22 protein-coding genes, 1 tRNA gene and 1 other RNA gene are annotated in these 23688 nt (G+C 56.1%); 11 read left to right on the top strand and 13 right to left on the bottom strand.

The window, feature by feature from the left end:
• Window positions 1-116 precede the first annotated feature (116 nt).
• The 8 genes from nusB to L3J03_07785 form a co-directional block, all read right to left on the bottom strand.
• A complete protein-coding gene (nusB, locus tag L3J03_07820) occupies window positions 117-545 on the bottom strand; it encodes a transcription antitermination factor NusB (protein MCF6290885.1) in 429 nt (142 codons plus the stop codon).
• An 18-nt stretch (window positions 546-563) separates the two neighbouring features.
• On the bottom strand, window positions 564-1034 hold the full coding sequence (ribE, locus tag L3J03_07815) for a 6,7-dimethyl-8-ribityllumazine synthase (protein MCF6290884.1): 471 nt from the start codon (window positions 1032-1034) through the stop codon (window positions 564-566).
• Window positions 1035-1213: 179 nt separating this feature from the next.
• Window positions 1214-2449 carry a bifunctional 3,4-dihydroxy-2-butanone-4-phosphate synthase/GTP cyclohydrolase II gene (locus L3J03_07810; protein ID MCF6290883.1) on the bottom strand — a complete coding sequence of 412 codons (1236 nt, stop codon included), beginning with the start codon at window positions 2447-2449 and terminating at the stop codon, window positions 1214-1216.
• A gap of 49 nt (window positions 2450-2498) precedes the next feature.
• Window positions 2499-3158, bottom strand: coding sequence for a riboflavin synthase (locus tag L3J03_07805; protein ID MCF6290882.1), 660 nt, complete (start codon window positions 3156-3158; stop codon window positions 2499-2501).
• Between the two features lie 120 nt (window positions 3159-3278).
• Window positions 3279-3866 carry a tetratricopeptide repeat protein gene (locus tag L3J03_07800; GenBank protein ID MCF6290881.1) on the bottom strand — a complete coding sequence of 196 codons (588 nt, stop codon included), beginning with the start codon at window positions 3864-3866 and terminating at the stop codon, window positions 3279-3281.
• Window positions 3863-4999, bottom strand: coding sequence for a HEAT repeat domain-containing protein (locus tag L3J03_07795; protein MCF6290880.1), 1137 nt, complete (start codon window positions 4997-4999; stop codon window positions 3863-3865). The genes L3J03_07800 and L3J03_07795 overlap by 4 nt, the downstream gene beginning before the upstream one ends.
• Before the next feature lie 95 nt (window positions 5000-5094).
• Window positions 5095-5736 carry a tetratricopeptide repeat protein gene (locus L3J03_07790; GenBank protein ID MCF6290879.1) on the bottom strand — a complete coding sequence of 214 codons (642 nt, stop codon included), beginning with the start codon at window positions 5734-5736 and terminating at the stop codon, window positions 5095-5097.
• A 166-nt stretch (window positions 5737-5902) separates the two neighbouring features.
• On the bottom strand, window positions 5903-6880 hold the full coding sequence (locus L3J03_07785; GenBank protein MCF6290878.1) for a bifunctional riboflavin kinase/FAD synthetase: 978 nt from the start codon (window positions 6878-6880) through the stop codon (window positions 5903-5905).
• A gap of 135 nt (window positions 6881-7015) precedes the next feature.
• Between L3J03_07785 and L3J03_07780 the strand changes: the two genes are divergently transcribed.
• Together L3J03_07780 and L3J03_07775 are read left to right on the top strand one after the other, a co-directional pair.
• A tRNA-Leu gene (locus L3J03_07780) sits at window positions 7016-7102 on the top strand.
• A 301-nt stretch (window positions 7103-7403) separates the two neighbouring features.
• Complete coding sequence (locus L3J03_07775) at window positions 7404-7904, top strand: hypothetical protein (protein ID MCF6290877.1); 501 nt, start codon at window positions 7404-7406, stop codon at window positions 7902-7904.
• 358 nt (window positions 7905-8262) lie between these two features.
• Here L3J03_07775 and ssrA read toward each other — a convergent pair.
• From ssrA to L3J03_07760, 3 genes are all read right to left on the bottom strand, one after another.
• Window positions 8263-8621, bottom strand: a transfer-messenger RNA (tmRNA) gene (ssrA, locus tag L3J03_07770).
• A 7-nt stretch (window positions 8622-8628) separates the two neighbouring features.
• On the bottom strand, window positions 8629-9084 hold the full coding sequence (gene smpB / locus L3J03_07765) for an SsrA-binding protein SmpB (GenBank protein MCF6290876.1): 456 nt from the start codon (window positions 9082-9084) through the stop codon (window positions 8629-8631).
• 456 nt (window positions 9085-9540) lie between these two features.
• Window positions 9541-10314 carry a hypothetical protein gene (locus tag L3J03_07760; GenBank protein ID MCF6290875.1) on the bottom strand — a complete coding sequence of 258 codons (774 nt, stop codon included), beginning with the start codon at window positions 10312-10314 and terminating at the stop codon, window positions 9541-9543.
• 172 nt (window positions 10315-10486) lie between these two features.
• Here L3J03_07760 and L3J03_07755 point away from each other — a divergent pair, with 172 nt between their 5' ends.
• The 9 genes from L3J03_07755 (at window position 10487) to L3J03_07715 (ending at window position 20609) form a co-directional block, all read left to right on the top strand.
• Window positions 10487-11473, top strand: a complete 987-nt coding sequence (locus L3J03_07755) for an NAD-dependent epimerase/dehydratase family protein (GenBank protein ID MCF6290874.1) — start codon at window positions 10487-10489, stop codon at window positions 11471-11473.
• 18 nt (window positions 11474-11491) lie between these two features.
• Window positions 11492-12475, top strand: a complete 984-nt coding sequence (locus L3J03_07750) for a glycosyltransferase family 2 protein (protein MCF6290873.1) — start codon at window positions 11492-11494, stop codon at window positions 12473-12475.
• Between the two features lie 22 nt (window positions 12476-12497).
• Window positions 12498-13652: a glycosyltransferase gene (locus tag L3J03_07745; GenBank protein MCF6290872.1), complete on the top strand. Its 1155-nt coding sequence runs from the start codon at window positions 12498-12500 to the stop codon at window positions 13650-13652.
• A gap of 189 nt (window positions 13653-13841) precedes the next feature.
• Window positions 13842-14732, top strand: a complete 891-nt coding sequence (locus L3J03_07740; GenBank protein ID MCF6290871.1) for a glycosyltransferase family 2 protein — start codon at window positions 13842-13844, stop codon at window positions 14730-14732.
• Window positions 14733-14794: 62 nt separating this feature from the next.
• The gene (locus L3J03_07735) at window positions 14795-15637 is read left to right on the top strand and encodes a glycosyltransferase family 2 protein (GenBank protein MCF6290870.1); all 843 of its coding nucleotides are present in this window, start codon (window positions 14795-14797) and stop codon (window positions 15635-15637) included.
• Window positions 15634-16515, top strand: coding sequence for a glycosyltransferase (locus L3J03_07730; GenBank protein MCF6290869.1), 882 nt, complete (start codon window positions 15634-15636; stop codon window positions 16513-16515). Before L3J03_07735 ends, L3J03_07730 begins: the two co-directional genes overlap by 4 nt.
• Window positions 16512-18146 carry a polysaccharide deacetylase family protein gene (locus L3J03_07725; GenBank protein MCF6290868.1) on the top strand — a complete coding sequence of 545 codons (1635 nt, stop codon included), beginning with the start codon at window positions 16512-16514 and terminating at the stop codon, window positions 18144-18146. The genes L3J03_07730 and L3J03_07725 overlap by 4 nt, the downstream gene beginning before the upstream one ends.
• On the top strand, window positions 18143-19126 hold the full coding sequence (locus L3J03_07720) for a glycosyltransferase (protein ID MCF6290867.1): 984 nt from the start codon (window positions 18143-18145) through the stop codon (window positions 19124-19126). Before L3J03_07725 ends, L3J03_07720 begins: the two co-directional genes overlap by 4 nt.
• Entirely contained in the window at window positions 19104-20609 is a 1506-nt protein-coding gene (locus L3J03_07715; GenBank protein MCF6290866.1) for a flippase, read from the top strand. The genes L3J03_07720 and L3J03_07715 overlap by 23 nt, the downstream gene beginning before the upstream one ends.
• On the opposite strand, the gene L3J03_07710 is transcribed toward L3J03_07715, so the two are convergent.
• Both L3J03_07710 and L3J03_07705 read right to left on the bottom strand, forming a co-directional pair.
• Window positions 20610-21734: a GNAT family N-acetyltransferase gene (locus tag L3J03_07710; protein MCF6290865.1), complete on the bottom strand. Its 1125-nt coding sequence runs from the start codon at window positions 21732-21734 to the stop codon at window positions 20610-20612.
• Between the two features lie 31 nt (window positions 21735-21765).
• On the bottom strand, window positions 21766-23688 hold a 1923-nt coding region (locus tag L3J03_07705), incomplete at its 5' end, for a glycosyltransferase family 39 protein (protein MCF6290864.1).

Below are 23688 nucleotides of genomic sequence, written 5' to 3'. Positions count from 1 at the left end.
CTCCCACTGTCTTCTGGTTTCAACTCATCGCTCGTTACTCATCGCTCGTCACTCAGCACTAATTCTTCCGCCCACTGTCCACTGTCCACTGTCTTCTGTCCTCAGTCTTTCTGTCCTCAGTCCTCAGTCCTCAGTCCTCTGTCCTCAGTCTTCCGAACCGCGTCAAGGATGCCGTTGATAAACGGACCGGACTCTTCGCTGCCAAACCGTTTGGCAACCTCAATGGCCTCGTTGATCACCACCCGGGCCGGGACATCGTCCCGGAAGCAGAGTTCACAGACCGCTATCCGCAGAACATTACGATCAATCAGCGGCATCCGCGCCAGCCGCCAGTTAGCGGCATGCCGGCTGATCAACCCGGTTATCTCGTCCCAGTGGGCCAGAAGCAGGGCAATCAGTTCCCCGGCATAGGGAACCGCCTTCCTGCTTACATCGAACCGGCTGCAGAAAAGAACAAAATTCTCCTCAATGAGGGGCTGGCCGGACAGTTCGCCCTGATAGAGAAACTGGAGCACCGCCTCCCGTGATTTACGTCTTGTTCCCATCCAACCCCCGGGCAGCTCTCAGTTGGCAAGGGCGGCGAGCAGGTTGACCATTTCGATTGCCGCCAGGGCTGACTCGCTGCCCTTGTTGCCGGCCTTGGACCCGGCCCGCTCAATGGCCTGCTCGATGGTATCGGTGGTCAGCACCCCGAAAAGAATCGGCACGCCGGTCTCCATTCCCGCCTGGGCAATCCCCTTGGCCGCCTCATTGGCCACCAGGTCGTAATGAGAGGTAGCCCCGCGGATCACCGCGCCCAGACAGATTACCGCATCGTACCGGCCCGAAGCAGCCATCTTCTTGGCCACCAGCGGAATCTCAAAGGCGCCGGGCACCCGGGCCACCGCAATATCGCCGGCTGTTGCCCCGGACCGTTGCAGGGTATCCAGGGCGCCTTCCAGCAGCCGCTCAACGATAAAAGAATTAAAGCGGGCAATAACGACCCCGAACTTCTTGCCATCGGCCCGCAGATTCCCTTCCAGGTTCCGTACCATTGCCTGTCTCCTCTTCCCGGCCCGGCCGGGCCGGGCTCAGTTCAGTACCCGCTCGACGGGTACTATGTTCAGTGCCCCTCTTGGGGGATATGCGATCCATTACAGCCCAAAGGACCGGTTGACCCTCTGCCAGCATAATCCCCCGCCCCGGGACAGGACCCGGAACCGGAGGATGACGCCTATTTGCCGGCAGCGCTGTTTTTTTCTTCCGTCAATTCGAGCAGATGCCCCATCCTGTCCTTCTTGCACCGGAGATATTCCAGATTCTCCGGCATCGGTTTCATCTCAATGGGCAGCCGCCGGGTCACCTCCAGCCCATACCCCTCCAGTCCGACAATCTTCTTGGGGTTGTTGGTGAGCAGACACATCTTGCGCACCCCGAGATCACGAAGGATCTGGGCGCCGATCCCATAGTCGCGCAGGTCCGCCTTAAACCCCAGCTTGATATTGGCGTCCACGGTATCCAGCCCCTTGTCATCCTGCAGGGAATAGGCCTTCAGCTTGTTGACCAGGCCGATGCCGCGGCCCTCCTGGCGCATGTAGAGCACCACCCCGCTGCCAGCCTCGGCCACCATCCGCATCGCCGCCTGGAGCTGGGCCCCGCAGTCACATCGGTCCGAGCCAAAGACATCACCGGTCAAACATTCGGAATGGACCCGGACCATCACCTCCCTGCTCGAATCGATCTCTCCCTTGATCAGGGCCAGATGCTCGTGCTTGTCCACATCATTGGTATAAACAATGGCCCTGAACTCGCCGCCGAAATGGGAGGGGAGCCGGGCCTCGGCGGCCCGGTGTACCAACTGGTCCCGGCGCAGGCGATAGGCAACCAGGTCGGCAATGGTGGCGATTTTAAGGTCATGTTTTCCAGCGAACTCCTCCAGGTCGGGCATCCTGGCCATGGTGCCGTCGTCCTTCATGATCTCGCAGATCACGGCGGCGGAGGTCATCCCGGCCAGCCGGGCCAGGTCCACCGAACCCTCGGTCTGGCCGAGCCGTTCGAGTACCCCGCCGCGCCGGGCCCGGAGCGGAAAGATATGCCCCGGACTCACCAGGTCCCGGGCCGTGCTGTTCGGGTCCACCGCCACCTGGATGGTCCGGGCTCGATCCGCGGCCGAGATTCCGGTGGATACCCCGGTCCTGGCCTCGATGCTCACCGTGAATCCGGTGCCATAGGGCGACTTGTTATCCTTGACCATCATCGGCAGGTCCAGCCGCTTGATATTTTCCCGGTCAAGGGTGAGGCAGATCAGGCCCCGGCCGTACTTGGCCATGAAATTGATGGCCTCCGGCGTTACCGCCTCGGCGGACATGCACAGATCACCCTCGTTCTCCCGGTCCTCGTCATCGACCAGGATGATCATCCTGCCGGCCCGGATGTCCTCGATTACCTCTTCAATGCTGCTCACTGCCATGGATATTCCCTCTAACCAGCATGGCTGGGCCATATTTTCCGGAAAAACACTAACGGATAAAACCATGCTCGGCAAGAAACGCGGGATTGATCCGCGGCTCTGCCGGCCGGTCTGATTCCGACTTTACGGCAAGCAGTTTCTCAACATACTTGCCGATCAAATCCACCTCAATGTTCACTCTATCACCCTTGCCGAGAATCCCCAGGGTGGTCACCTCCAGGGTATGGGGGATAATGGCCACGGAAAACGATTCCCGGTCACAGCAGTTCACGGTCAGGCTGATGCCATCTACCGCAATGGAACCCTTCTCAATAATATAGCGGGCAAAACCGGCCGGGATCCCGAAAGTGAAGCGGACGAAATCCCCTTCCGGCCGCAGCTCGATGACCGGTGCGACCCCGTCCACATGGCCGCTGACCAGGTGGCCGCCCAGCCGGTCGCTGAGCCTGAGCGCCCGCTCAAGGTTGACCACCCCGCCCACGGCCAACCGCCCCAGGGTGGTCCGGGCCAGACTCTCCGGCGAGACATCCACGGAAAACCTGGGGCCGGTTATCTCCTTGGCAGTGAGACAGACCCCGTTCACCGCAATACTTTCTCCCGGCCGCGGGTCAGGCAGCTCAAAGTCCGCCGCCAGGGTGAAGACCATTCCCTTGCCGGCCGGCCGCTTCTCCACCACCCGGCCCTTTCCCTGAACGATCCCGGTAAACATGTATCAGTTCCCCCCGGATAAACACTGTTGCCGTCCCGTTTCCAGGACCAATATACCCGTGATTCGCATTCTTTTACAGAGCAGGCCCGTTGCCGGCAAAGGTACTCCGGGCCTCAGCCCCTACTTCCGGCCGCTTTCCAGTGCATCGGCCTGGGCCCGCACCGACTCGGCCGTGCGTTTATGCCCGAAGCTTGAGTGGATGGAGGCCACGGTACGCAGGGCATCGGCAGCCTTGCCCGGCTCATCCATCTTTAGATAGATGTCCTTGAGAGTACCCAGGATCTTGACCGCCCCATCGGGGTTGTTGTTACCGCTGTATATGTCCAGGAGATCCATGCACCCCGCGACTGCTTCCCGGAACTGTTTCAGGCCGACCCGGGCCTTGATGAACTTTTTCTTCAGAAACAGACTGCTGGACAGGTCCTGTTCCTTGGCGCAGATCGCATCGGCGCGCTCAAAATGGCGCAGGGCCGCGGCATAATCCTTGCGGGCCAGGCAGATGTCGCCGAGTTTGACCGCGGCATTGGCCACCCCGTTCAGGTCATTGAGCTGGTCATAGCCGACCAGGGCGTTATGGAAGGCGGCCGCGGCCATGGTCAGTTCCCCGGTCTCAAGAAACACCTTGCCCTGGTCAAAATCGGCCTGGGCCTGTTTTTTTTCTTCCGATTCCTCGATTATTTCTTGTCGTTGTTCTTCCGGTTCGTTCACGATTTCTCTTCTCCTTGAATAAGGGCAATGGCCTCGCGGGCCAGGAGGCCCACCTCGGTTTCCCTGGCCGCCCCGTCCTCATGGATGACCACCGGCGCCGGGTCATCGGTGAGCTTCTCGATCAATTTCAGCACCTCCCGGGCCCTGATTCGCCCGAAAAGACGCAGGGCCTGGCCGCGCAGGGCCGGATCCTCGCTGCGCAGCAACCCGAAAAGATTATAAAAAGACATAGCCCGGATCAAATCGGGTCGATAGCGGGCAATGGTCCCCAGGGCCCACACCACCTGGAGCTGCATCTGCGGCGCGCCGGCAAAGGGCAGCAGATGCCGGGTAAATGAGCCGTATATATCCGGCCGCACGGCGATAATCTCGCCGACAACCTCTATGGCGCCCCAGTTGGCCGAAGCAGAGTCGGCACAGGACTCGAACAGCCGGTGGAGCAGATCGCTGACCATTCCCGGCTGTCGGGTGGAGACGCGGCCGAACACTTTACCCATGATATGGGCCACGGTCCAGCGTTTATTGTCGTCCGGGTCAAAAAGAAGCCGCTGCAGGAAACGGACGGTCCGTTTGTCGTCAAAGCAAAGGTCCACCAGGGCGTCGACATCGCCGGCCTCGGCCAGGGTCCGCACCAACTCCTTGGTCGCCCGTTTCCGGGCCCGCTTGGGATCGCGTTCCGGCTCAAGCGGAATAACCGGGGCCTGGAACAACGGCGCGGACTTTGATCCGGGGATGCCGGGCCGGGCCGGGCCGATCTTGCCGGTCAACTCGGCAATATCCTTGTGCAGGCGGATAAAATAAAGAACCCCGCGGATCACCCGGCCGTCCAGGTTCCTGGTCTCGATTATCTGGTGGGTCTGCTCGTCATAGTCCTCGAGCCGGGCGGTCAGGTAGTCGTCGCCCGGCAGCAGGTCCCAGGCCAGGTCCCAATTCTCGCCGCAGGCGCAGACCAGACAGTCCACCATGGCGGCGCCGATGTTGAAACCGGTCGGGTCCGAGACGTAGACCGCGCCGCAGGTACACCGGCCCACCGGGAATTCTCCCATTTTCCGCTCGTCGAGCATTGCCGGCCGACCGACAATCTGATTACAGAAAGGGCACCAGGGCGAGGTCTTGATATTTATGTTACGCATAATCGTAGTTAAAAACAAAGAAGCGGCAGGGGTCGGAACCGGACCCTGCCAGTATCATCCTGAAAAACTTAAAAAACCGGCAACCGGGACATCCTTTATGCGGATGGCGCCAGCTCCCTGTCCAGGGCCTCGACAAAGCGGGGATCCACTGAATATCCCAGCCGGGCCGCGGTATCGGCATGCTGTCTGGCCTTTTGAAAATCCTTGCGCTCGTAAAGGGCAACCGCCAGGTTATTCTGGGCCATGCCATGGTTCGGATCCAGGGAAACCGCCTGCCGGGCAGCCTCCAGGGCCGCACCGCTATTCCCGGCCATCAACTGGGCCGTGGTCAGATTGACCCAGGCGGTGATCAGATCGGGGTCGATCCGGGTTGCCCGGGTGTAGGACTCAATGGCCTTGTCCACCTCTCCCTGCTGCTGCCGGATCAGCCCCAGATTGGCATGGGCCTGGGCTGTTTCCGGGGCAACCTTCAGGGCCTGTTCGTTGACCTGCCTGGCCTTGCCCACCTCACCGCGGTCAAAATAAATGGCCCCCAGGTTAACCAGGGTCATCACCGAATGGGGATCCAGCTCCAGCGCCTTTTCCAGTTCCCGAACAGCGTCATCCGGCCGGCCGGCCTTGAGGTACACCAGCCCCAGATGATGGTGGGCTGGAACCGATTTCGGTTTATCAACACATTTCTGTTCCAACTCGGCAATGATCTTGCCCAGATCCTCCCGCATGGTATCCGTCGACATTATTCAACCCTCTTTCTTAAATATTTCAAACAACTATAACAAGTGCCGCCTTCTGTTTCACCAGAAAATGTGACTACACTATAGGCACTCTCTTTCGAATGGCAAGTAAATCCAAGCTGAATCATTGCCAGCCGGAAACACCGGCCGCCGGATTATCCGGACCGGTCTATGAGCGGTTGAACTTCTCCTCGCATGAGAGGCGGAACTCCTTGTCCGCCTCGGCCAGCACCTCTCTGGCCTGCTCGATATCCAGGCTGATCTGGGCGGCCAGTTCAGCAGGCCCGGCAAACTTGCGTTCGCCGCGCAGGAAGCGGAGCAGGTTGATCTTGATCTTATGGCCGTAGATATCCTGGTTAAAGTCAAAGATATGGGTCTCGGCCGAGAGTTTCTCCTCGCCAAAGGTGGGGTTGTAGCCGATGTTGAGCACCCCGCCGTAACATTTACCGCCATAAGCGACCTGGGTGACGTACACCCCGTGCCGGGGACAGAGATCCTCTTCCGATATATGCAGGTTGGCGGTGGGGAAACCGACCACCGGCCCGCCCCGCCGCCGGCCCTTCTGCACCTCGCCGCGGATCTGATAGGCCCGGCCCAGGAGTTTCTTTACGTCCCGCATCCGGCCCTGGCCGACCAGTTCCCGGATCATGGTGGAACTGACCAGCAGATCATCAACATAGTAGGGTTCCACCACTGTTACCGGAAACCCCTTGCGCCGGCCCTGTTCCCTGAGAAACGAGCTGTCGCCCTGTCGCCCCTTGCCAAAGGCATAGTCATAACCGATCACCAGGTGGTTGACCCCGATCTTGTTGATCAATATCCGGTCGACAAAATCCTCGGCCGTGGTGGCGGCGAACTCCCGGCTGAACGGGAGCACGACCAGGACATCGATCCCGGCCATCTCGATCAGTTCTCTTTTCTGTTCAAAGGTGCAGATCATCTTGATGCCGATGTCCGGTCGCAACACCTGGAGGGGATGCGGATCAAAGGTGATCGCCACGCTCACCCGCTTATCATGGTAGGCCCGGCCGACCACCTCGCTGAACAACATCTGATGGCCGAGATGGACCCCGTCAAAGTTGCCGATGGTCACGCAGGTATTGGCAAGCGGCGGCTCGATCTGCGCAAGGCTCGTATATATCTTCATATTGTCGTCTGGTCTCAATCGACCGGCCGGGGGCCGGGCAAACAGACTCGGTTAATTTTGTCCGGGCTTTTTACCTGTCCGGCAAGAATATCTTGACAAACAAAATTCCCGCTCATTATAGTGTCGCCAACTTTTGCCGAAGTGGCGGAATTGGTAGACGCGCTAGGTTCAGGGTCTAGTGGGGGTATCCTCGTGGGAGTTCAAGTCTCCCCTTCGGCACCAGGAAAAACAAACGGGCTGTAACCGTAACGGGTTACAGCCTTTTTTTGTTTTTTATACCAAATAGGCCGCGGCCCGATTTTACCGGCCCGGTCATCCCTTCCCTCTCCCCGGCCGATCCGCTTCCCGCTGAACCGTATAATTATACCATAACAGACGTTCTTTTGACAAAGATTCCACCACCACCGGAACCCTTGCCAGGCGCCGCCGCCATTCTGATTTTCAGAACTCCCTGCACAGCAGGATAAACACAAGCGATCACAGGGCACCGAATCTGCCGTGTTATCGTCAGGTTCGCATACCGATGTATAGCTCACCTGGCGATGCCTTGCATCTCCGGCACCCTGTAACCGCTGATATGGCTGTTGCAGATCCATCCACTGTAACAATTGTTGATACCCAGGATCCAAGTCAAGTTGACACAGCCCCGCCATATATTGCCCCGACTCCTTATGATTGCGAGTTAGCTGCCAAAAGTGAAGCCTTAGTTGCCGCTAACGACAGTAAAAACTATTGGGACGGCATCGTAAGCGACCTTGAGCAACAACTTGCCGCTGACCCGACAAACGACGCCATAAAACAACGTTTGCTTGATGCACAGATAGCCGCATCCAACGCACATACCCAGGCAACCCAGGCTGAAACCGCTCTTGATGAAACCCCGCCATTAGAAGCTGAAAACCTATCCTATAACCCCGATGCCCTGGGCGGCGCTTATACTACCGATGCTATAGATACTTATGATTTCGGTCTTCGTATAGAGTCATTTATGTCGGTCTCGCAACAACCCGCTCGACGGACGTGATTCGTCTTGTAACTTGTTGATTTTATTGGGTGGCATTTGAAGCCTTTCGGGTTGTTACGAGTTCATCATTTATCTCTGACGTACAATCCAGCTCACTTTTCTCCATGCCGTCTGACATCCTGGTGGACATTCCTGCCAGTTCTATTCATTGTGTTCGAGGAACTCGACAGCGGGCCGATAGGGTGGTCCGTTTGTGAGCGTAGCGAGCGGTCCACCCTATCAAGGCTTTTGAGAGATATTTCCGGGTGGAGTCAGCAGAGGTAAAAGACATTTATCAAGGAGCCCTTTTGGGAAAACCAAGGGAAAACCAAAAAAGGAAGAGGGAAACCAGCAACTAGCTGATTCCCCTCTCTTTATTTGGTGGAGGCGGCGGGAGTCGAACCCGCGTCCGAAAACACTCCCCTTGCGCGTCTACATGCTTAGTTCCGAGATTTGATTTTGCCCCAGCGACTCCATCGGAACCCGGATTCGTTGGCGCTAGCCCGCTAAAGTTTCATCCCCCGGCAAACAGGCACTGCCAAAGAACTATCCCACAGAGTCGACGCCCTGATCTGATCCGGTGGGCCGGGTCAGGAGGACGGCTGCGCAGATCTAAGCTGCGACAGCGTAGTTATAATCGTCGGCGATTATAAGTAGTTTCCATCGGTTTTACGAGCAGATAGAAGCTCGGCATGCGGCTTCAAGCTTACATGTCCCCGTCGAATCCGTTTCGCCCCCTTTGTATTTATTTGTTCATCTTGTAGGCCCGCTCGATCTCGCGATCGACTTCCTTCTTTTTCAGGGAGGCCCGCTTGTCGTACAATTTCTTGCCCCGGGCCAGGCCCAGTTCCACCTTGGCCTTGCCCTTGTTATTAAGATATATCTTTAATGGTATCAGCGCAAACCCTTTTTCCTGGATCTTGCCGATCAGCCGGCGGATCTCCCGTCGATGGAGGAGCAGCTTCCGGGTCCGCATCGGGTCCATGGTGACGTTGGTGGCATGGGAGTAGGGCGAAATATGCACATTGTATAAAAAGACCTCGTTGTTGCTGATCCGGGCATATCCGTCCCGCAGGTTCGCCTTGCCGGCCCGCAGGGATTTTATCTCCGGCCCGTTCAAAACCATACCCGCCTCAAGAACCGAGTCAATGGTATAGTTATGATAGGCCTTTTTGTTGGTGCAGACAATTTTTCCCGACACTGTCACGCCCCTTTTCCGGGCTCTTTATATGAAAGTCGCCACGAAGCGCGGTCCTTGCCGTGCCGGGGAGACCTTTTATCCTTCCGGCCACAACCCTTTCTTTTTCCCGAACAAAAAAACATGTATTATACCGGACAGAAGCTGGTTTCACAAGCGCAAACCAAAAACTTAACAACCACCGTCTGAAGACGGTGGGTTAACTTAACGACTGAAAGTCGGGATACGGGTCCAAGACCCGTTTTTGACGTGCTCGTGCTCGTGCTCGTGCTCGTGAACGTGAACGTAAACGTGATCGAGACAAGAAAAAAATAAATATGTTGCGAGCAAGCAGGATGGATTATCAAGGAGAGTCGCTCGATAAATGGACTTGTCGTTTGCCAAGGGCACTTATCTTCGTGTACGAGTACGTTCACGAGCACGAGTACGAAGTAAAAAAACTCTTCCCTTCCAACCGGTTCATTGCTTTTCAGCAAGCACATAAAAAAGATGGGCATAGAGCAGCTTGGCAAGAAAGGGCAGGGGCAGTTGTTCAAACAGGTAGAGCAGCTTGATTTTGTGGGGATACCTTCCCGCCTTCATCCAGTGTACCGTCCGGCTGTCCCAGTCGATGGTGTTCAAATCAACATCCATGCGGTGCAGCCTCATATCCCTGATGCCCAGGGAGTCCGGGTAGGGGGGCGTATCCACCACACCGGTCTTCAATACGGCGAGGCCGTTTTTGCTGAAATATTCACGGACAAAAAACGGGTTCATGAAATGAATATTCCCATGGTTCCAGGGTACCCGGAACAGCCTGTGCGCCATCCGGTGGCTGAAAAAACCCGGGTTGAACCTGTTCACCCCGATGAACAGGATGTACCTTCGGCTCAACCGTGCCATCTCGGCCAGCATGGCCCCGGGATCGCCATCCTTGGCAAGGTGCATGAAATTCCAGACCAGGTCATGGCCTGCACCTTGCAGACCGGTATGGTGCAGGTCCGGACAGTTGCGGAACTCCGCGCAAAGTTCCAGCTCCTCCCAGGCCCACCGGGACTTTTCCTCACCGTTTATCAAAAAAACCCGGCAGCCGGCCTCGGCAAAGGCAAGGGAATAGATTGACGGCATGGCCTTCTCGCCCCTGGCGGGAATCTCCAGGACCGACCGCAGTGAATAGCTTGAAACCAATGCGTGAAAGAGTTTACGCAGGGCATAACGCTCGTAATCCACCCCTTTTCCTTCAATCTCCGCCATCTTTTTTTCTGTCACCGGATTGCCGGACACCCTTAACACTAACTGATCACGGCCGAGGCGTGTCAGCAGCCCCGGGTCATTTCTTTGCTTTTGTGGACAGCTTTATGGTACCGTAAAACCAAACTATACTCAATAGATAGACCGTTGAGTGCATTCATGGGGGCTTTTGTCCGTGCAGGCCAGCGATACAAACATCCTGGTAACCGGCGCAACCGGCTTGATTGGCGCGCGCCTTGTCAAGGAACTCCTGCTTCACGGCCATGGTGTCCGCGCTCTCACCAGAAGAGAAGATGGCGACCTGCCCCGGGGAGTGCAACGGTTTGTCGGCGATATCACTGACCCGGCCTCGCTGCAAGGCATTGCCGAGGGTATAACAACCGTTGTCCACTGTGCCGGGCTGCTCGGTAAGTGGCGAACCGATTACGCAACGCTCTATGATGTCAATGTACAGGGGAGCATCAATCTGCTGGAGCGGTTTGCCGCCTCGGCCCTGGAACGCTTCATCCATATCAGCGCCGCCGGGGTAACCGGCCCGCTGCAACAGGCCGGGGAGGCGGATGAGACATATCCGTGCCGTCCCGCTACCCCCTACGAAAAGGCCAAGCTTGTTGCGGAAAAACAGGTCGCCGGGCGAGCGGCCCAACTGGGAATTGATGCCCTTGTCGTGCGGCCGACCTTTACCTACGGCGCCGGCGACACCCACAAGCTGCCCCTTTTCAGGGCCGTCAAAAAGGGGAGGATGATTTTTCTCAATGGCGGGGCAAGCGTCAATACCCCGGTATACGTGGATGACGTTGTTTCAGGCATACGGCTTGCCATGCAACATGGAAAAAGGGGCGCAATATATATCATCGGCGGCCAACGGCCGGTCACCAAAAAAGAACTTATCAATACCATTGCCGATACCCTGGATGTCGGCCGGCCGCGGATATCAATTCCCAGGGGGTTGGCAGCGCCCGGCGCCACGGTGCTGGAAGCGCTGGGCCGAATCTTTGACTTTGAGCCCATGCTGACCCGCGGCAAGGTGATGATGATGGCGGACAACTTCGGCTACTCCATTAAAAAGGCGCAACAGGAACTGCACTACTGCCCGCTGGTTGACCTGCGGCAAGGCATTTGCATGACAATCAACGACTATATTGCCAGGGGATGGCTGTAAACCTTTTAAGGAGCGCACATGGCTGATCTTTCCCAACATCCTTTCATCTCGCTTGTGCTGCCGGTTCTCAACGAAGAGGAAAGCCTCAAGGAACTGCACCGGAACATAACCCGGTCCATGGACCGGCTGCCCAACAACTATGAGATTATTTTTGTTGACGACGGCAGCACTGACCAGTCCTTTGAGATCATGCGAACGATCCGGCAGGCCGACAAGCGGGTGCGGGTCATCCAGTTCCGCCGGAACTTCGGCAAGTCCGAGGCATACAGCGCCGGCTTCAGTCACGCCAGGGGGGATATTATCATAACCATGGATGCGGACCTGCAGGAGGATCCCGATGAAATCCCTGTTTTTATAAAAAAAATTGAAGATGGTTACGACATGGTTGTCGGCTGGCGCCACTCCCGCAAGGCGGAGATGGACAAGACCATGCCCTCAAAAATCTTCAACCTGGTGGTCAGGTTCGTTACCCGGATCTCCCTGCATGATTTCAACTGTCCGTACAAGGCCTACAGAAAAGAGGTGCTTGCGGAGATCGATATCCATGGTGAGTTGCATCGCTATATCCCGGTGCTGGCAAGCTCCAAGGGTTTTACCCTGGCGGAGATCAAGGTTAAGAACCTGCCCAGAAAATACGGCAGATCCAAGTACGGGGCGGAACGATACATCCGGGGCATGCTCGATCTGTTGACCGTGACCTTTATCACCCGGTTTGCCAAGCGGCCCCTGCACCTTCTCGGGCTCGGCGGCCTGATCGTCTGTGCCCTTGGTTTCACTGTCCTGGCGGTCTTGACCGGGGCCCATGTTCTTTACAAGTTCGGCCTGCTCACCGACCGCTCCTGGAATATGCACGACCGTCCCATGCTGAGCCTGGGCATCCTGTTGATGCTTGTCGGGACCCAGTTCTTTTCACTGGGCCTGCTGGGGGAGTTGTTTGTCACTGGCTCAAACCGTTCCAGATCCGGTCAACAGGGATACTCGGTCAAGCAGATCCTGGAATAATTTTTATAGCCTTCGCGAACATATGAAAATCGCGCTCGTCGGCCTTACCCATCCGTTCAGGGGCGGCATCTCCCATTATACCACCCTGCTCTGCCGGACTTTGCAGGAAAAGCATGAGGTGGAATTCTACACCCTGAAAAAACAGTATCCTGTTTTTCTTTTCCCAGGCACAACCCAGATGGATTCCTCGAAAGAGTCACTCACGGTTGACAATATCCCCTGCCTGGAGCCGATGAACCCACTGTCCTGGATTGCGGCGCATAAAAAAATTCGCGCCCAGGCCCCGGATTTCATTCTCTTTTCCTGGTGGCATCCCTTTTTTGCGCCCTGTTTCGGCACCCTGGCCCGGCTGGCAAAATTTGCAAAAATCCCCAGCTGCTTCCTGTGCCATAATGTACTACCCCATGAACAATCATTGCTGGACCGGCTGCTGCTGCGCTATGCATTAAGGGCGGCACCGGTCTTTATCACCCATTCGGCCAGGGACCGGGACAGTCTATTAACAATCATCCCCCGGGCCCGGGTGCTGGTCAATCCCCATCCCGGGTATACGGCTTTTTCAGGCGACCATGCCCCTTCCCGGGCAGAGGCCAGGGCCGCTCTCGGATTGAGCGGCAGGAAGGTGCTGCTGTTTTTCGGGCTCATTCGAAAGTACAAGGGGCTGCGGTTTCTCCTGGATGCGATGACGGAACTGCCCGCGGAAGAGGGTTACCATCTGTTGATAGTCGGGGAGTTCTACGAGGACCGGGCTGAATACCGGCAGGCCGTTGAGCTGCTGCAGGACCGGGGCCAACTCACCCTGGTTGACCGCTATGTGGCCAACGAAGAGATAGGGAACTATTTCAGGGCCGCGGACATCCTGGCCGCACCCTATGCCACCGCCAGCCAGAGCGGGGTCATCCAGATGGCATACGGTTTTCAGGTCCCGGTACTCGCCTCGCGGGTGGGGGGCATATCCGAGGCCGTGGCGGACGGGGTCACCGGCTTGCTGGTGGAGCCGGGCAATCCCCATGAAATCGCGGCCGCGGCAAAACGTTTTTTCAGCGACACAGACACCCCTTTTCATGAAAATATCAGCAGGGAAAATGAAAAAAACTCCTGGCAGCACCTGGTCAATACCATTGAAGAGATCGGCACAATACTAACCAGCAGGGCTGGACCAAATTTTGGGCCGTAGCCGCAACAAAAGAATGAAAGGCGTCACTCCGGCCGGGCAAGGAATCTGTTGGGCGGCGACTTTCTTATAAAGACAAACCAGCAGGGCTGGACCATAATTTTTGGGCCGCAGCCACAACCAACAATGAAAATCTCCCCGGACAGCGAGCTTCGTCCGGAACGACTTTCATATAAACCGGACAGAAACAGGATGAGCCAACCCACTGCTCCTATTCTTGCCGCCATTCTGCACGCCAGCCGCGAGGACTGCCTGTTCAGGACAGTGGCGGCGGTTGCCGGACAGAACAGCGCCCCATGTGATATCCTGGTGGTGGACTCCAGTGCGGAACCGGGCCTTGGGGCACGGCTGCAGAAGGCATATCCCGGGCTGCTCTACCGGAAAACAGACCCGGACACAGGCATTGCCTCCGGTAGAAACGAGGCTCTTCGTTTTTTTCTGGACCGGGAATATTCGTATATTCTGAACCTTGACAATGATATTGAACTGGAAAAGGGCTGTCTGGGCAACCTGTTGCGGGAACTTGAAAAAAATCCATCAACCGGACTTGCCGCCCCCTATATGCTGAACATTGACGGCCGGGTCCTCTCTTCCGGGGGCGCCTATCTGCGCAACCTTGGCCAGCCCGTCATCAGACGGCAGCCGGGCCGCGGTTACCGGAATAATGATTTTGCCACCGGCGCCATCGGCCTTATCCGCCGGCAGGTTGTTGAACGGGTCGGCCTGTTTGACCCTCTCTTTGACCCATACGGGTTCGAGGATATAGATTACTGCCTGCGCATCCGGGATTGCGGGTATGACATTGCGGTGGCGTCAACGGCCCGCTGCCTGCATTTCTCGGAATTTTCCTTTCACCGGCCAACTTCCTTCAACCTCTATCACACGACCAAGAAGCGGTTGTTCTGCGCCCGGAAACATGTGCCGTTCATCTCCTTTATCCTGTTTTTCTTCCCCTGGTACTTTTTCAGGCGGGTCCTGTTGCCGGTATTAAAATTTCTGGCCCTTGGCCGGCCTGAACTGAGTCGGGCGGCATGGAATGGTTTCACCCATGGACTGCGGGAGTTCCGTGCGGATGGACACTAATCATGGGAAAATCTAATAAAATTTCAATTGTTTACCCCACAAGGAATCGTCCCGGGTTTCTTTTGAAATCCCTGGACGCATTACTGAAAAACAGGGTGCTGCCCGACGAAATCATCGTGGTGGACCAGGGCCGCGCCGAGGCCACCGCCCGGGCTCTCGATGAACTGGGCCAGGCCCGAATTGTTCATGTGCCCTCCACTGAAACCGGGTTGTCACGGGCGCGGAACACCGGCATCCGGGCAAGTTGCTTCCCGATCATCGGCTTTATTGACGATGACTGCATCCCGGCGGAGAACTGGCTGGCCGCGGCCCATGAAGTCATTGAAAAACTGCCGGAATCACACGTCTGGATAGGCGAGGTCTACAATACTGTTGAGGATATTTGTAAAACCGCCCAGGCAGAGTCGCCGGCAAGAACCTTCAGCCTGCGCGGCCGCAATGATCCCTGGCGGCTCGGGCCCAGCGGCGGCAACGCCTTTTTCAGAAGATCTGTTTTCGACCTGGTGGGCGAATTCGATCCGCTCCTGGGACAGGGCAGCGACTTTCCCGGCGCCGAGGATGGGGACATGGTGTACAGGGTGATGAAAGAAGGGCTTCAGGTCACCTATACCAACACCATCCGCGCCTTTCATCCGGACTGGCGTAACGATGAGGAGGAGATTAAAAATGCCCATAACTACGGCATGGGGGTCGGTGCCATGCTGGCCAAATTTGCCGCCCAGGGGGACTATTACCCGGCAACGGTCGTTTTCGGCCGCAACTTTCTGTCCAGGTACCCTGGCGTGCCCTACAACCTGCTGCTCGGCAGGATGGTGAAGTGCCGGATCAACCTGGAATGGTCCCGGAGCATCATCCAGGGCTTTGCCGGCTGGAGAGCCAGGCACCGCAAGGGGGCGAGCCGATGAGAATTTCTGTCCTGATCGCCACCTGTAACCGCCCGGACCATTTGAAAAATTGCCTTCAATCCCTGCTGGACAACAGCCGGCCGCCGGACGAGATTATTGTTGCCGACCAGAGCGATGGTTATGCAACGGAAGAAACAGTAGCGGGTATTGCAAGCGGTTCCACTGTAATTCGTTATGAACGGCTGGACAGGCGCGGGAAATCAAGGGCCCTGAACAGGGCGGTTGAAATCTGTGCCGGTGATTTTCTCGCCCTGACCGATGACGATGTGATGGTCGACAAAAAATGGCTTGAGACTTTTTTGCAACTCAGCGCGGAATATCCCGGAATCGAGGCGTTCTGCGGCAGGATGCTGCCCGAAGAAGGGGGGGCCGGGAATGAAGAATATCTCAACCTGGTCCTTGAGACGAACACGAAATGGATTGATAAAAAAACCAATCCGGTCCAACCCGGTTTTGTCGGGGCCAACTGCTTTATCAGCCGCCGGGCTTTTCTTGCGGCCGGCAGGTTTAACGAGCTTTTCGGGCCGGGCGCTGTTTTTCCGAGCAACGAAGACGGTGAGCTTGCCTGCCGGCTGATCAGCAGCGGAACAAAAATTCTATACAGCCCCAAACTCGTGGTCTTTCATTCCGGCTGGCGCGGCAGAAAGGATAACCGGAAGCTGAAGTTTAACTACGCTTATGGGCAGGGAGGCATTGCCGGATATTGTCTGAGGCAGGGCCGCCTCATGTTCGGCTGGCATATTTTGTTGATATTTCTGCAAAAATTACGGCGGCTCACCCTCGGTCTTCTGTTGGCCGACCAGGAGAGGATCCAGGACGGAGCCATTCACCTCAAGGGAATTGTTGCCGGATTTTTAAAAGGACTCGCCGTCAAATGAACCTGGTATCCGGTTTTTATCAAAAACATGAAGGACTGCGCCGCCTGGTCAGGGAACTGGCCGCGGACCAAAACGCCTTGACCCTGGATATCGGTTGTAAAAAGGGCGATCTTTCCGCTGTGCTGGCAAAATCACAAAAACACCTTGTGGCCCTTGACCTGGAAAGGCATCCGGCATGGCAGCCGGCTGAGAAAATCTCGTTTGTCCATGGCAATGCCCTTTTTCTGCCGTTCAGGGACGCCTCGTTCGATCTGATCGTTGCCGCGGAATGCCTGCAGTATATCAAACCGATCGAACAGGTCCTTGCTGAATTACACCGGGTCCTTAAAGACAACGGCAGGCTGATAATAACCTTTCCCGAGGGCGGAAAGTTTTCCACCCTTGTTGATCCCTATAACATCGCCAACCGCCTGAAAGGCCTGTTCCGCAAACAAAAGGCGGCAAAGGGGTATCAGGCCGAATATCTCCGCCTGGACCGGGTCCTTTCCTGTTGCAGAACAGGCTGGAGATGCGAACGGCTGTGCCGGCGCGGCTCCTATATCTTTATCCTGAGCGCCTGGCTCATTGACCAGTTGCAGGGGCTGCGGCGGCGATGCGGCCCATCAGCTGTTGCCGGGAAAATGCTCGCCCTGCCCATGAGAATACTCTTCCAGATCATGCGGCTTGACTTTTCGGTCTCATATTCGTCGTTATCCTATAATATTATCATCCTGCTGCGGAAGGTGGCGCCATCCCTGGAGGGAAAGGCGACAGGCCCGTTGGCAGGAAGTAGCGACCCCAAAAACCTGGCCCCGGGTTGTTGCTTCCGCAAAGGGGACCTTGCAGCGGCCAAGGACCTGCGAAAATTCCGGCCGGCAGGTATTCCGATCCTCTGTTATCACAATGTTTCGGATACCAGAAACCATGCCTTCCGCCTCTATATCATGCCCGTAAAAAGGTTTGCCCGCCAGATGCAATGGCTTAAAGAAAAGGGCTACCAGGCAATCACCCTCAATACCCTGTACGATTATCTGGACCACAACGGGCCGCTGCCGGAAAAACCGGTGATCATCACCTTTGACGACGGCTACCAGGAACTGAAGGATACTGCCACGCCGATCCTGGCCAGACTCAACTTCCCCCATGTCCTGTTCATCAACACCGGCAAAACAGGGCTCTCCACGGACTGGGTGGAGCGGGCCCCGGATATTCCCTTGTTAAGCCGTGGGGAAATTTCAGCCATGGTTGACAGATACGGCGACATCCTGGACTTTCAGGCCCACGGCAAGACCCACCTGTCAATGAAGGGAGCAGCGCCCGGGACCATAGTCGCGGAGGTGCGGGACTGCATTGACGTGCTGGAACCGATAACCGGCCGGCCGGTGAGATTCCTGGCCTATCCTTATGGCGAACGGGATGACAATACCCCTGCCATCATGCGATCACTTGGATTACGATGTTCCTTCACGGTTGACCAGGGATTGTGCCGGCCGGGCCAGGATTTGCATCTGCTGCCCCGGGTGGAGATATTCGGCAATGATTTTTTTATCGATTTTATCCTGAAGGTACGGTGGGGGTGGAGCCCGATCGCCGGACTGCGCACCATATTAAAAAAACGCTATAACAAAATAATCCGGTTCATAAGGAAATGAACGAACCAGGCCTGGACGCAACCGTCCTTATCCCGTCCTATAACAGCAAAAACACCCTGATTCCCTGCCTCGAACAGCTGACAAGGCAGACCTGGCCTGCGGACCGCTTCGAGGTAATCGTTGTCCTGGACGGTTCAACCGACGGTTCAAAAGAGGCCCTTGGGAAACTGTCCACCCCTTTTCCGCTCAAGCTGATTGAACAGCCGAACCAGGGAAGAGCCGCGGCCCTGAACAGGGGGGCCAGGGATGCGGCCGGCGGAATAATCATAATAATTGACAGCGATATCTTGACCAACGCCACCTTTGTTGAAAATCATCTTGCCGCCCATCAACAGGCTGATGTGGTCATCGGCCCCATACCGCTTTCAGATAAGACTCCGGTTAATTTCCTCACCGACCGGGTAAGGGAATGGGCAGATGAGCATACAAAAAAAATGCTGGACAACCCGGAGGAGCTGACCTCCACCAGCTTGTTCGGCGGCAATATCTCCATGCCCCGCTCCCTGTACGAGCAGCTCGGCGGCTACCGCGAGGAGCTGAGAAGAACGGAAGACTTTCACATGGGTGAAAAAATTCTGCGGGCCGGCCTCCGGGTCGCCTTCTGCCCGGAGGCGGTGGCGGCCCAGATATTCGACAAGACCTTTTATGCCTGGTGCCGGGACATATATGTTGACGGCCGGTCACACCTGCAGCTCATCCGGGAGTTCCCCGAGTTAAAGAAAAAACTGCGGGCCGGCCGCTTTTATCCGGCAACCATGACAAAAAAAATCATCAGGCCCATGATCATTCATCGCCAGCCCCTTGGCAACCTCGTCCTGGCAACCTCCCAGGCCGTACTTGAGACGGCCCGGAGGATGGGGCTGCGCTGGGAAATACTCTCCGCCATTCAGGGCGTTATCGGCGACAGCCTCTATTTCCGCGGCGTTTACGATGCCCTGGGCAGCCAGGAACGGTTCAATGCGTTTATTCAGCCTGATTGACCTGAAAAACAGGTTTGTCAAAAACGTTGTCAGCAACTATCTCGGCTTTGCGGTCAATGCCGTGGTCACCCTGCTGCTGACGCCGTTTCTGATCCGCTCCCTGGGCACCGCAACCTTTGGCGCCTGGATCCTGCTCAATACGATCCTTGCCTATTTCCGGCTCCTGGAGCTTGGGATCATGCCGGCGGTCATCCGCTATGTCTCCTTGTACAAGGCCAGGGGCGAAAAAAAAGAGATCGAGTCCATAATCGGTTCCGCGGTTCTGTTCCTTTTTCTTGTCAGCATTATCACCATCCCGGTCATTTATCTGGCCGCGGAGTTCGGCCCGCGGTTCTTCAACCTGGCTGACGCCGACCAGGCGCTTTTTGTCAAAGCGATCTGGCTCATCGGCCTTGCCGCGGTTCTTTCCTATTTTGCCAGGCTGTTCTTTGCGGTTTTTGAAGGATACCAGCGCTTTGATCTGCTGAATATCTGCTCTGCCTCCGGCACGCTCCTGATGGCGGGCCTTACCGTGGTTTTTGTCATCAAGGGCTACGGCCTGCTGGCGCTTATCCTGATCCTCACGGGACAGATTGCCTACGAACTCCTCTTCAAGGTGGTGGTTATCCGCGTCCTCTTTCAGGTCCGCATCACTCCTTTTGCCGCTGACCGCCGCAATATCAGCAGACTCCGGGGGTTCTCATTCTACGCCTTCCTGACCGATGTTGCGTTGAATATCTCACATAAAATCGATACCCTGGTAATCGGCATCTTCATGCCGGTCAGCGCCATAACCTTTTACGAAATCAGCACAAAGCTGTCTGGTTTTCTCGAAAAACTGACCGATCCCCTTGTCGACACCTTCTTTCCCCTGGCCTCGGAGCTGCACACCGCTGACCAGGCCGAATCCTTACGGAAACTGCTGCTTGAGGGAACAAAGATATCACTTTTACTGGTTACGCCGGGATTAATCATCTTCTCCTGGTACGGAGCGGACATAATAAGATGGTGGGTGGGGGAGGACTACGTCGGGCAAAGTCTGCCGATACTGTATGTCTTTCTCGGGGTTATTGCGCTTTCAGTCCTTGACTCAACAGCATCAAGGATTCTGTTAGGTACCGGCAGGATAAAATTTGCCGCCGCCATCTCCCTGGTTGCGGCGGTCTCCAACCTTACCCTGAGCCTGATCCTGGTAAAGAAATACGGGCTCATCGGCGTTGCCCTGGGCACCCTCATTCCAGCGGCGGTGTGCAACCTTTTTATCTCCCTGCCCTATACATGCTCCATTACCGGCACGCCGATTCTTGCCTTTTACCTGAAGATTTTTTTGCCCGTGGGGCTGACGGCCGGCGGCTCACTGCTTCTTATTGCCGCAACCTCGGACCTCTTCCCCAACAGAGCGCTTTCCTGTGCGGTGCACACCTTTCTGGTGGCAGGCCTCACCCTGCTGGTTATCAACAGGTTCATCCTGCCGGAGCGGAAATCCCGGGATAGCTGCCCATGATCAAAATAAATTTCTCAAACGATTAATGGTCCTGTGCAATGGGGGAATCTTCCGCACACCATCCTTGATCTTTTCCGTGATAATGAAAAAACGCCCCTTCAGGTTAAAGGGTTGGCGGTATCGAGAGAGCTTTGCCTTGCCGGTGTGCCAGACTCTCTTATACTCCTCATTGCCAACGGTGAAGTCAAAGACCTCCAGCTTGTTTGCAAAACTCCACTGAATGAGATGCTCCAGCAGGAGCCTGCCCGGGCCATATCTGCGCCATTGTTCACCAAGGCTTGGCATGTAATGGTAGAACCGTTTTTCATATACCATGCCCCAGTGGGCGGCAATGATTTCGCCATTAAGGGTAAGGGCGGAAACATGGAGCAGGCCGCCGCAATCCGCAAAGGTGAACCCCTTCAGGAAAAAATCTCCGTACCGCGGTTGGCCGAACAGATTGTAGGTGCCGGTTTCCAGGTAGCGTTGCCCCTTCTGTTCGATCATTTTTCCGGTGATGAAAGCGGCCCTCTCCGCCGAGTCCGCCACCTCGAAGCGAAGCTCGCCCAGTTCCCGGAGCCGTCTTCTCCTTCTCCTGGAATCGGCCCGCATCTTGGCCGGAATCCGGCTGTTGTAAAAATGCGGCCAGTCTTTTTCCAGGCGGCAACTGAAGTTCGTCTCGTGGGGAACCTGTCCGGGTAATGCTAAAAAGGGGTTCGGTTGTCGCCCTACCATCTCCGGCTGTTTTTCAAAACAGACCACATCCACCGGCGGCAATGCCGCCAGGATCCTGCCCCAGAGCGCCTTGAAATCGTCGCCGGATACCTGCCGGGAAAAATCTTTATGCAGTATCGGGGCATGGTAATCAGCCAGTTGACCGCCGAGCCAGACCAGACAGGAGGCGCCAACGACTTTCTGAATGGCAAGGGGCAGAAAAATAAGCGACGAGTTGTCCGGGTTGCGGACCGCTACCAGGCAGGGTGTCAGCCGGCAGCGGCGGCCAACGGTTTTATACCAGGCCGAAAGCCATTCATACTGCTGGAACACATAGCTGTCGCTGTTCCGGGAAAAGATCCGCCAGGCCGGCATGGCATGGTCCAGGTCCTGGTAAACGGTGACAGTGCTGTTTTGTGCAAGAAATGACATAAGGGTTGCCGGTCGCAGAGAATGAACATCGCTATAACCGCGGCGGGGTATCCGGCCCGGCCGCCGGCTCTATCCGCAGCAGGGTATAGCGATTATGTTTTCTGGAAACAACCGACCAGGTTACGCCCAGTTCGTCGCGAAGCAGATCCCGCAGTTCTTCTAAATATCTGTTTCGCGCAATAACAAAAATATCCCGGTCCCTGTTCTCCTTTATATCGGCAATGAGCTGGTGCTTTTCTCCCCGCCGGTAGGTGCGGTATTTGCCGCGGTCAAAATAATAGTACATGGAGTACAGGGTCCGGCGGCCAAGGTAGAGAAGCTGGCCGTCATCCCCTTTTTCTTGTTGAAAGTACTCCAGGTAATATTTCATGCTCCGGTCCTTGGAATGGTACGGCATGACATGGTGGACGAAAAATATACCGTTGACATAGGCAATGAGCAGGGCAAGGACAAAAACCGTCATTGACCTCCGTTGAAAACAGGCGATCAGCAGGACCAGGGCCCAGGCAATAAAAATCGCTTTCAGGAACGCGGAATATTCAATACCGACAAGGGAATATGGCAGGGTAAAAACGGCAAATATGTACTTGCTGCCTTCAAGGAGAAAATCCCTGATCGGCAGCAGGGTGAAGACAATGGCCAGCAGGAAGGCGGGTCTGAGCCAGGCCCCATTGCGGGCATCAAAATATCTTTCCCAGAAAAGCGCTACAATAACAGCGACCAGCGGGGTTATCGGCAACAGATAATAAGGCTGTTTGGTGCCGGCCACGGTGAAAATCAAAAAAATAGCCAGAAACCAGGAGAGAAAATACCATTGCTGCTTCCACTCCTCGTCCACTGTTTCCAGGCGTCTGAAATAAAAGATCAGGGCCGGCGGCAGGAATCCGGCCCAGGGATACATGCCGTGAAAAAGCGCGCGCAGATGATAGGTCAAAATCCCGTAGTGGCCGCGAATGGGGCGGCTGAAGCGCTCAATATTCTCGCTTCCGATAAAATAGTCGACATAATCGCTGCCATGTCGAAAAAGCATTGCCAGGTACCAGGGCATCGCAATGAGCAGAATGATGACCAGCCCTGGAAGGATGTAATATTCTTTTGTAATTTTTTTTGCGGACTGGCGGAACGGCTGCCGGAAAAAATCACCGAAATCAACCAGCCAGAACAGGCAGAGGGAGCCCAGGATAATCACCGCGGTCAGTGGCCCCTTGGTCAGCAGGGCAAGGCCGACGGCCGTATAGAAAAGTATGAGGTGTAGTTTGCGGCGGCTCTGTTCAAAGCGCGCCAGGGCGAAAAATCCCATGGCGGAGGTGATGAAAAGCGTCATCAGCATGTCCGGCATGGCCTGGCGGGCCATGTAAAAATACTGGGGAATGGTGGCAAGGATCGCGGCGCCGATAAAGGCGGTGCGCCGGCCGCGCAGCCGGTTGAGAACGTAGTAGACCACCAGTACGCCGAGCAATGCGGCGATTGCCGAGGGGAGGCGGGCGGTGAACTCGTTATTGCCGCCGACCAGCATGGGGACAAGCATGGTCCAATAAAACAGGATCGGTTTTGTCCAGCGGACATAGCCGTCCAGGGTGGGGGAGATATAGTCACCGCTGGCAATCATCTCGCGCATGGCCTGGGCATATTTCGGCTCCCAGGGATCCCAGAGCGGATAACCGCCCATTCCCCACATAAAGAGAAACAAGGCCCCGGCAATCAGGTAAAGCAGGGCAGAGATCGACCACTCCCGGTCAGTGCCGAAAAACGCGGCAAATTTCTTTTCAAGCCGTGCGAGTCTGTTTGAAAATTCCATTGTGTTAGCGCGTTCCCCTGAGAAAATTATGTCGGTCTCGCAACAACCCGCTCGACGTAAACATTCAGTAAACCCCCTCCTGTCGGGAAAGGGGTCTTCTTCTACCAACGGCCGCTCCATTGAGAAGGGCCGGCTGTTCATAAACAGGCTATCAAG

It is taken from the genome of Desulfobacterales bacterium (assembly GCA_021647905.1).
In the GTDB taxonomy this organism is placed as follows: Bacteria; Desulfobacterota; Desulfobulbia; order Desulfobulbales; family BM004; genus JAKITW01.
Note: the sequence above shows the minus strand (reverse complement) of the source record. Positions and strands in the feature narration are given on the sequence as shown.

Excerpts from the sequence above, each read along its gene's own strand:
- L3J03_07785 (MCF6290878.1), bottom strand. The coding sequence starts at position 6,880 with ATGAAGATATATACGAGCCTTGCGCAGATCGAGCCGCCGCTTGCCAAT.
- L3J03_07745 (MCF6290872.1), top strand. The coding sequence starts at position 12,498 with ATGAAAATCGCGCTCGTCGGCCTTACCCATCCGTTCAGGGGCGGCATC.
- L3J03_07810 (MCF6290883.1), bottom strand. The coding sequence starts at position 2,449 with ATGGCAGTGAGCAGCATTGAAGAGGTAATCGAGGACATCCGGGCCGGC.
- L3J03_07730 (MCF6290869.1), top strand. The coding sequence starts at position 15,634 with ATGAGAATTTCTGTCCTGATCGCCACCTGTAACCGCCCGGACCATTTG.
- L3J03_07740 (MCF6290871.1), top strand. The coding sequence starts at position 13,842 with ATGAGCCAACCCACTGCTCCTATTCTTGCCGCCATTCTGCACGCCAGC.
- L3J03_07805 (MCF6290882.1), bottom strand. The coding sequence starts at position 3,158 with ATGTTTACCGGGATCGTTCAGGGAAAGGGCCGGGTGGTGGAGAAGCGG.
- L3J03_07715 (MCF6290866.1), top strand. The coding sequence starts at position 19,104 with ATGCGTTTATTCAGCCTGATTGACCTGAAAAACAGGTTTGTCAAAAAC.
- nusB (MCF6290885.1), bottom strand. The coding sequence starts at position 545 with ATGGGAACAAGACGTAAATCACGGGAGGCGGTGCTCCAGTTTCTCTAT.
- L3J03_07750 (MCF6290873.1), top strand. The coding sequence starts at position 11,492 with ATGGCTGATCTTTCCCAACATCCTTTCATCTCGCTTGTGCTGCCGGTT.
- L3J03_07795 (MCF6290880.1), bottom strand. The coding sequence starts at position 4,999 with ATGCGTAACATAAATATCAAGACCTCGCCCTGGTGCCCTTTCTGTAAT.
- L3J03_07725 (MCF6290868.1), top strand. The coding sequence starts at position 16,512 with ATGAACCTGGTATCCGGTTTTTATCAAAAACATGAAGGACTGCGCCGC.
- L3J03_07775 (MCF6290877.1), top strand. The coding sequence starts at position 7,404 with ATGTATAGCTCACCTGGCGATGCCTTGCATCTCCGGCACCCTGTAACC.
- L3J03_07720 (MCF6290867.1), top strand. The coding sequence starts at position 18,143 with ATGAACGAACCAGGCCTGGACGCAACCGTCCTTATCCCGTCCTATAAC.
- ribE (MCF6290884.1), bottom strand. The coding sequence starts at position 1,034 with ATGGTACGGAACCTGGAAGGGAATCTGCGGGCCGATGGCAAGAAGTTC.
- L3J03_07790 (MCF6290879.1), bottom strand. The coding sequence starts at position 5,736 with ATGTCGACGGATACCATGCGGGAGGATCTGGGCAAGATCATTGCCGAG.
- L3J03_07710 (MCF6290865.1), bottom strand. The coding sequence starts at position 21,734 with ATGTCATTTCTTGCACAAAACAGCACTGTCACCGTTTACCAGGACCTG.
- L3J03_07760 (MCF6290875.1), bottom strand. The coding sequence starts at position 10,314 with ATGGCGGAGATTGAAGGAAAAGGGGTGGATTACGAGCGTTATGCCCTG.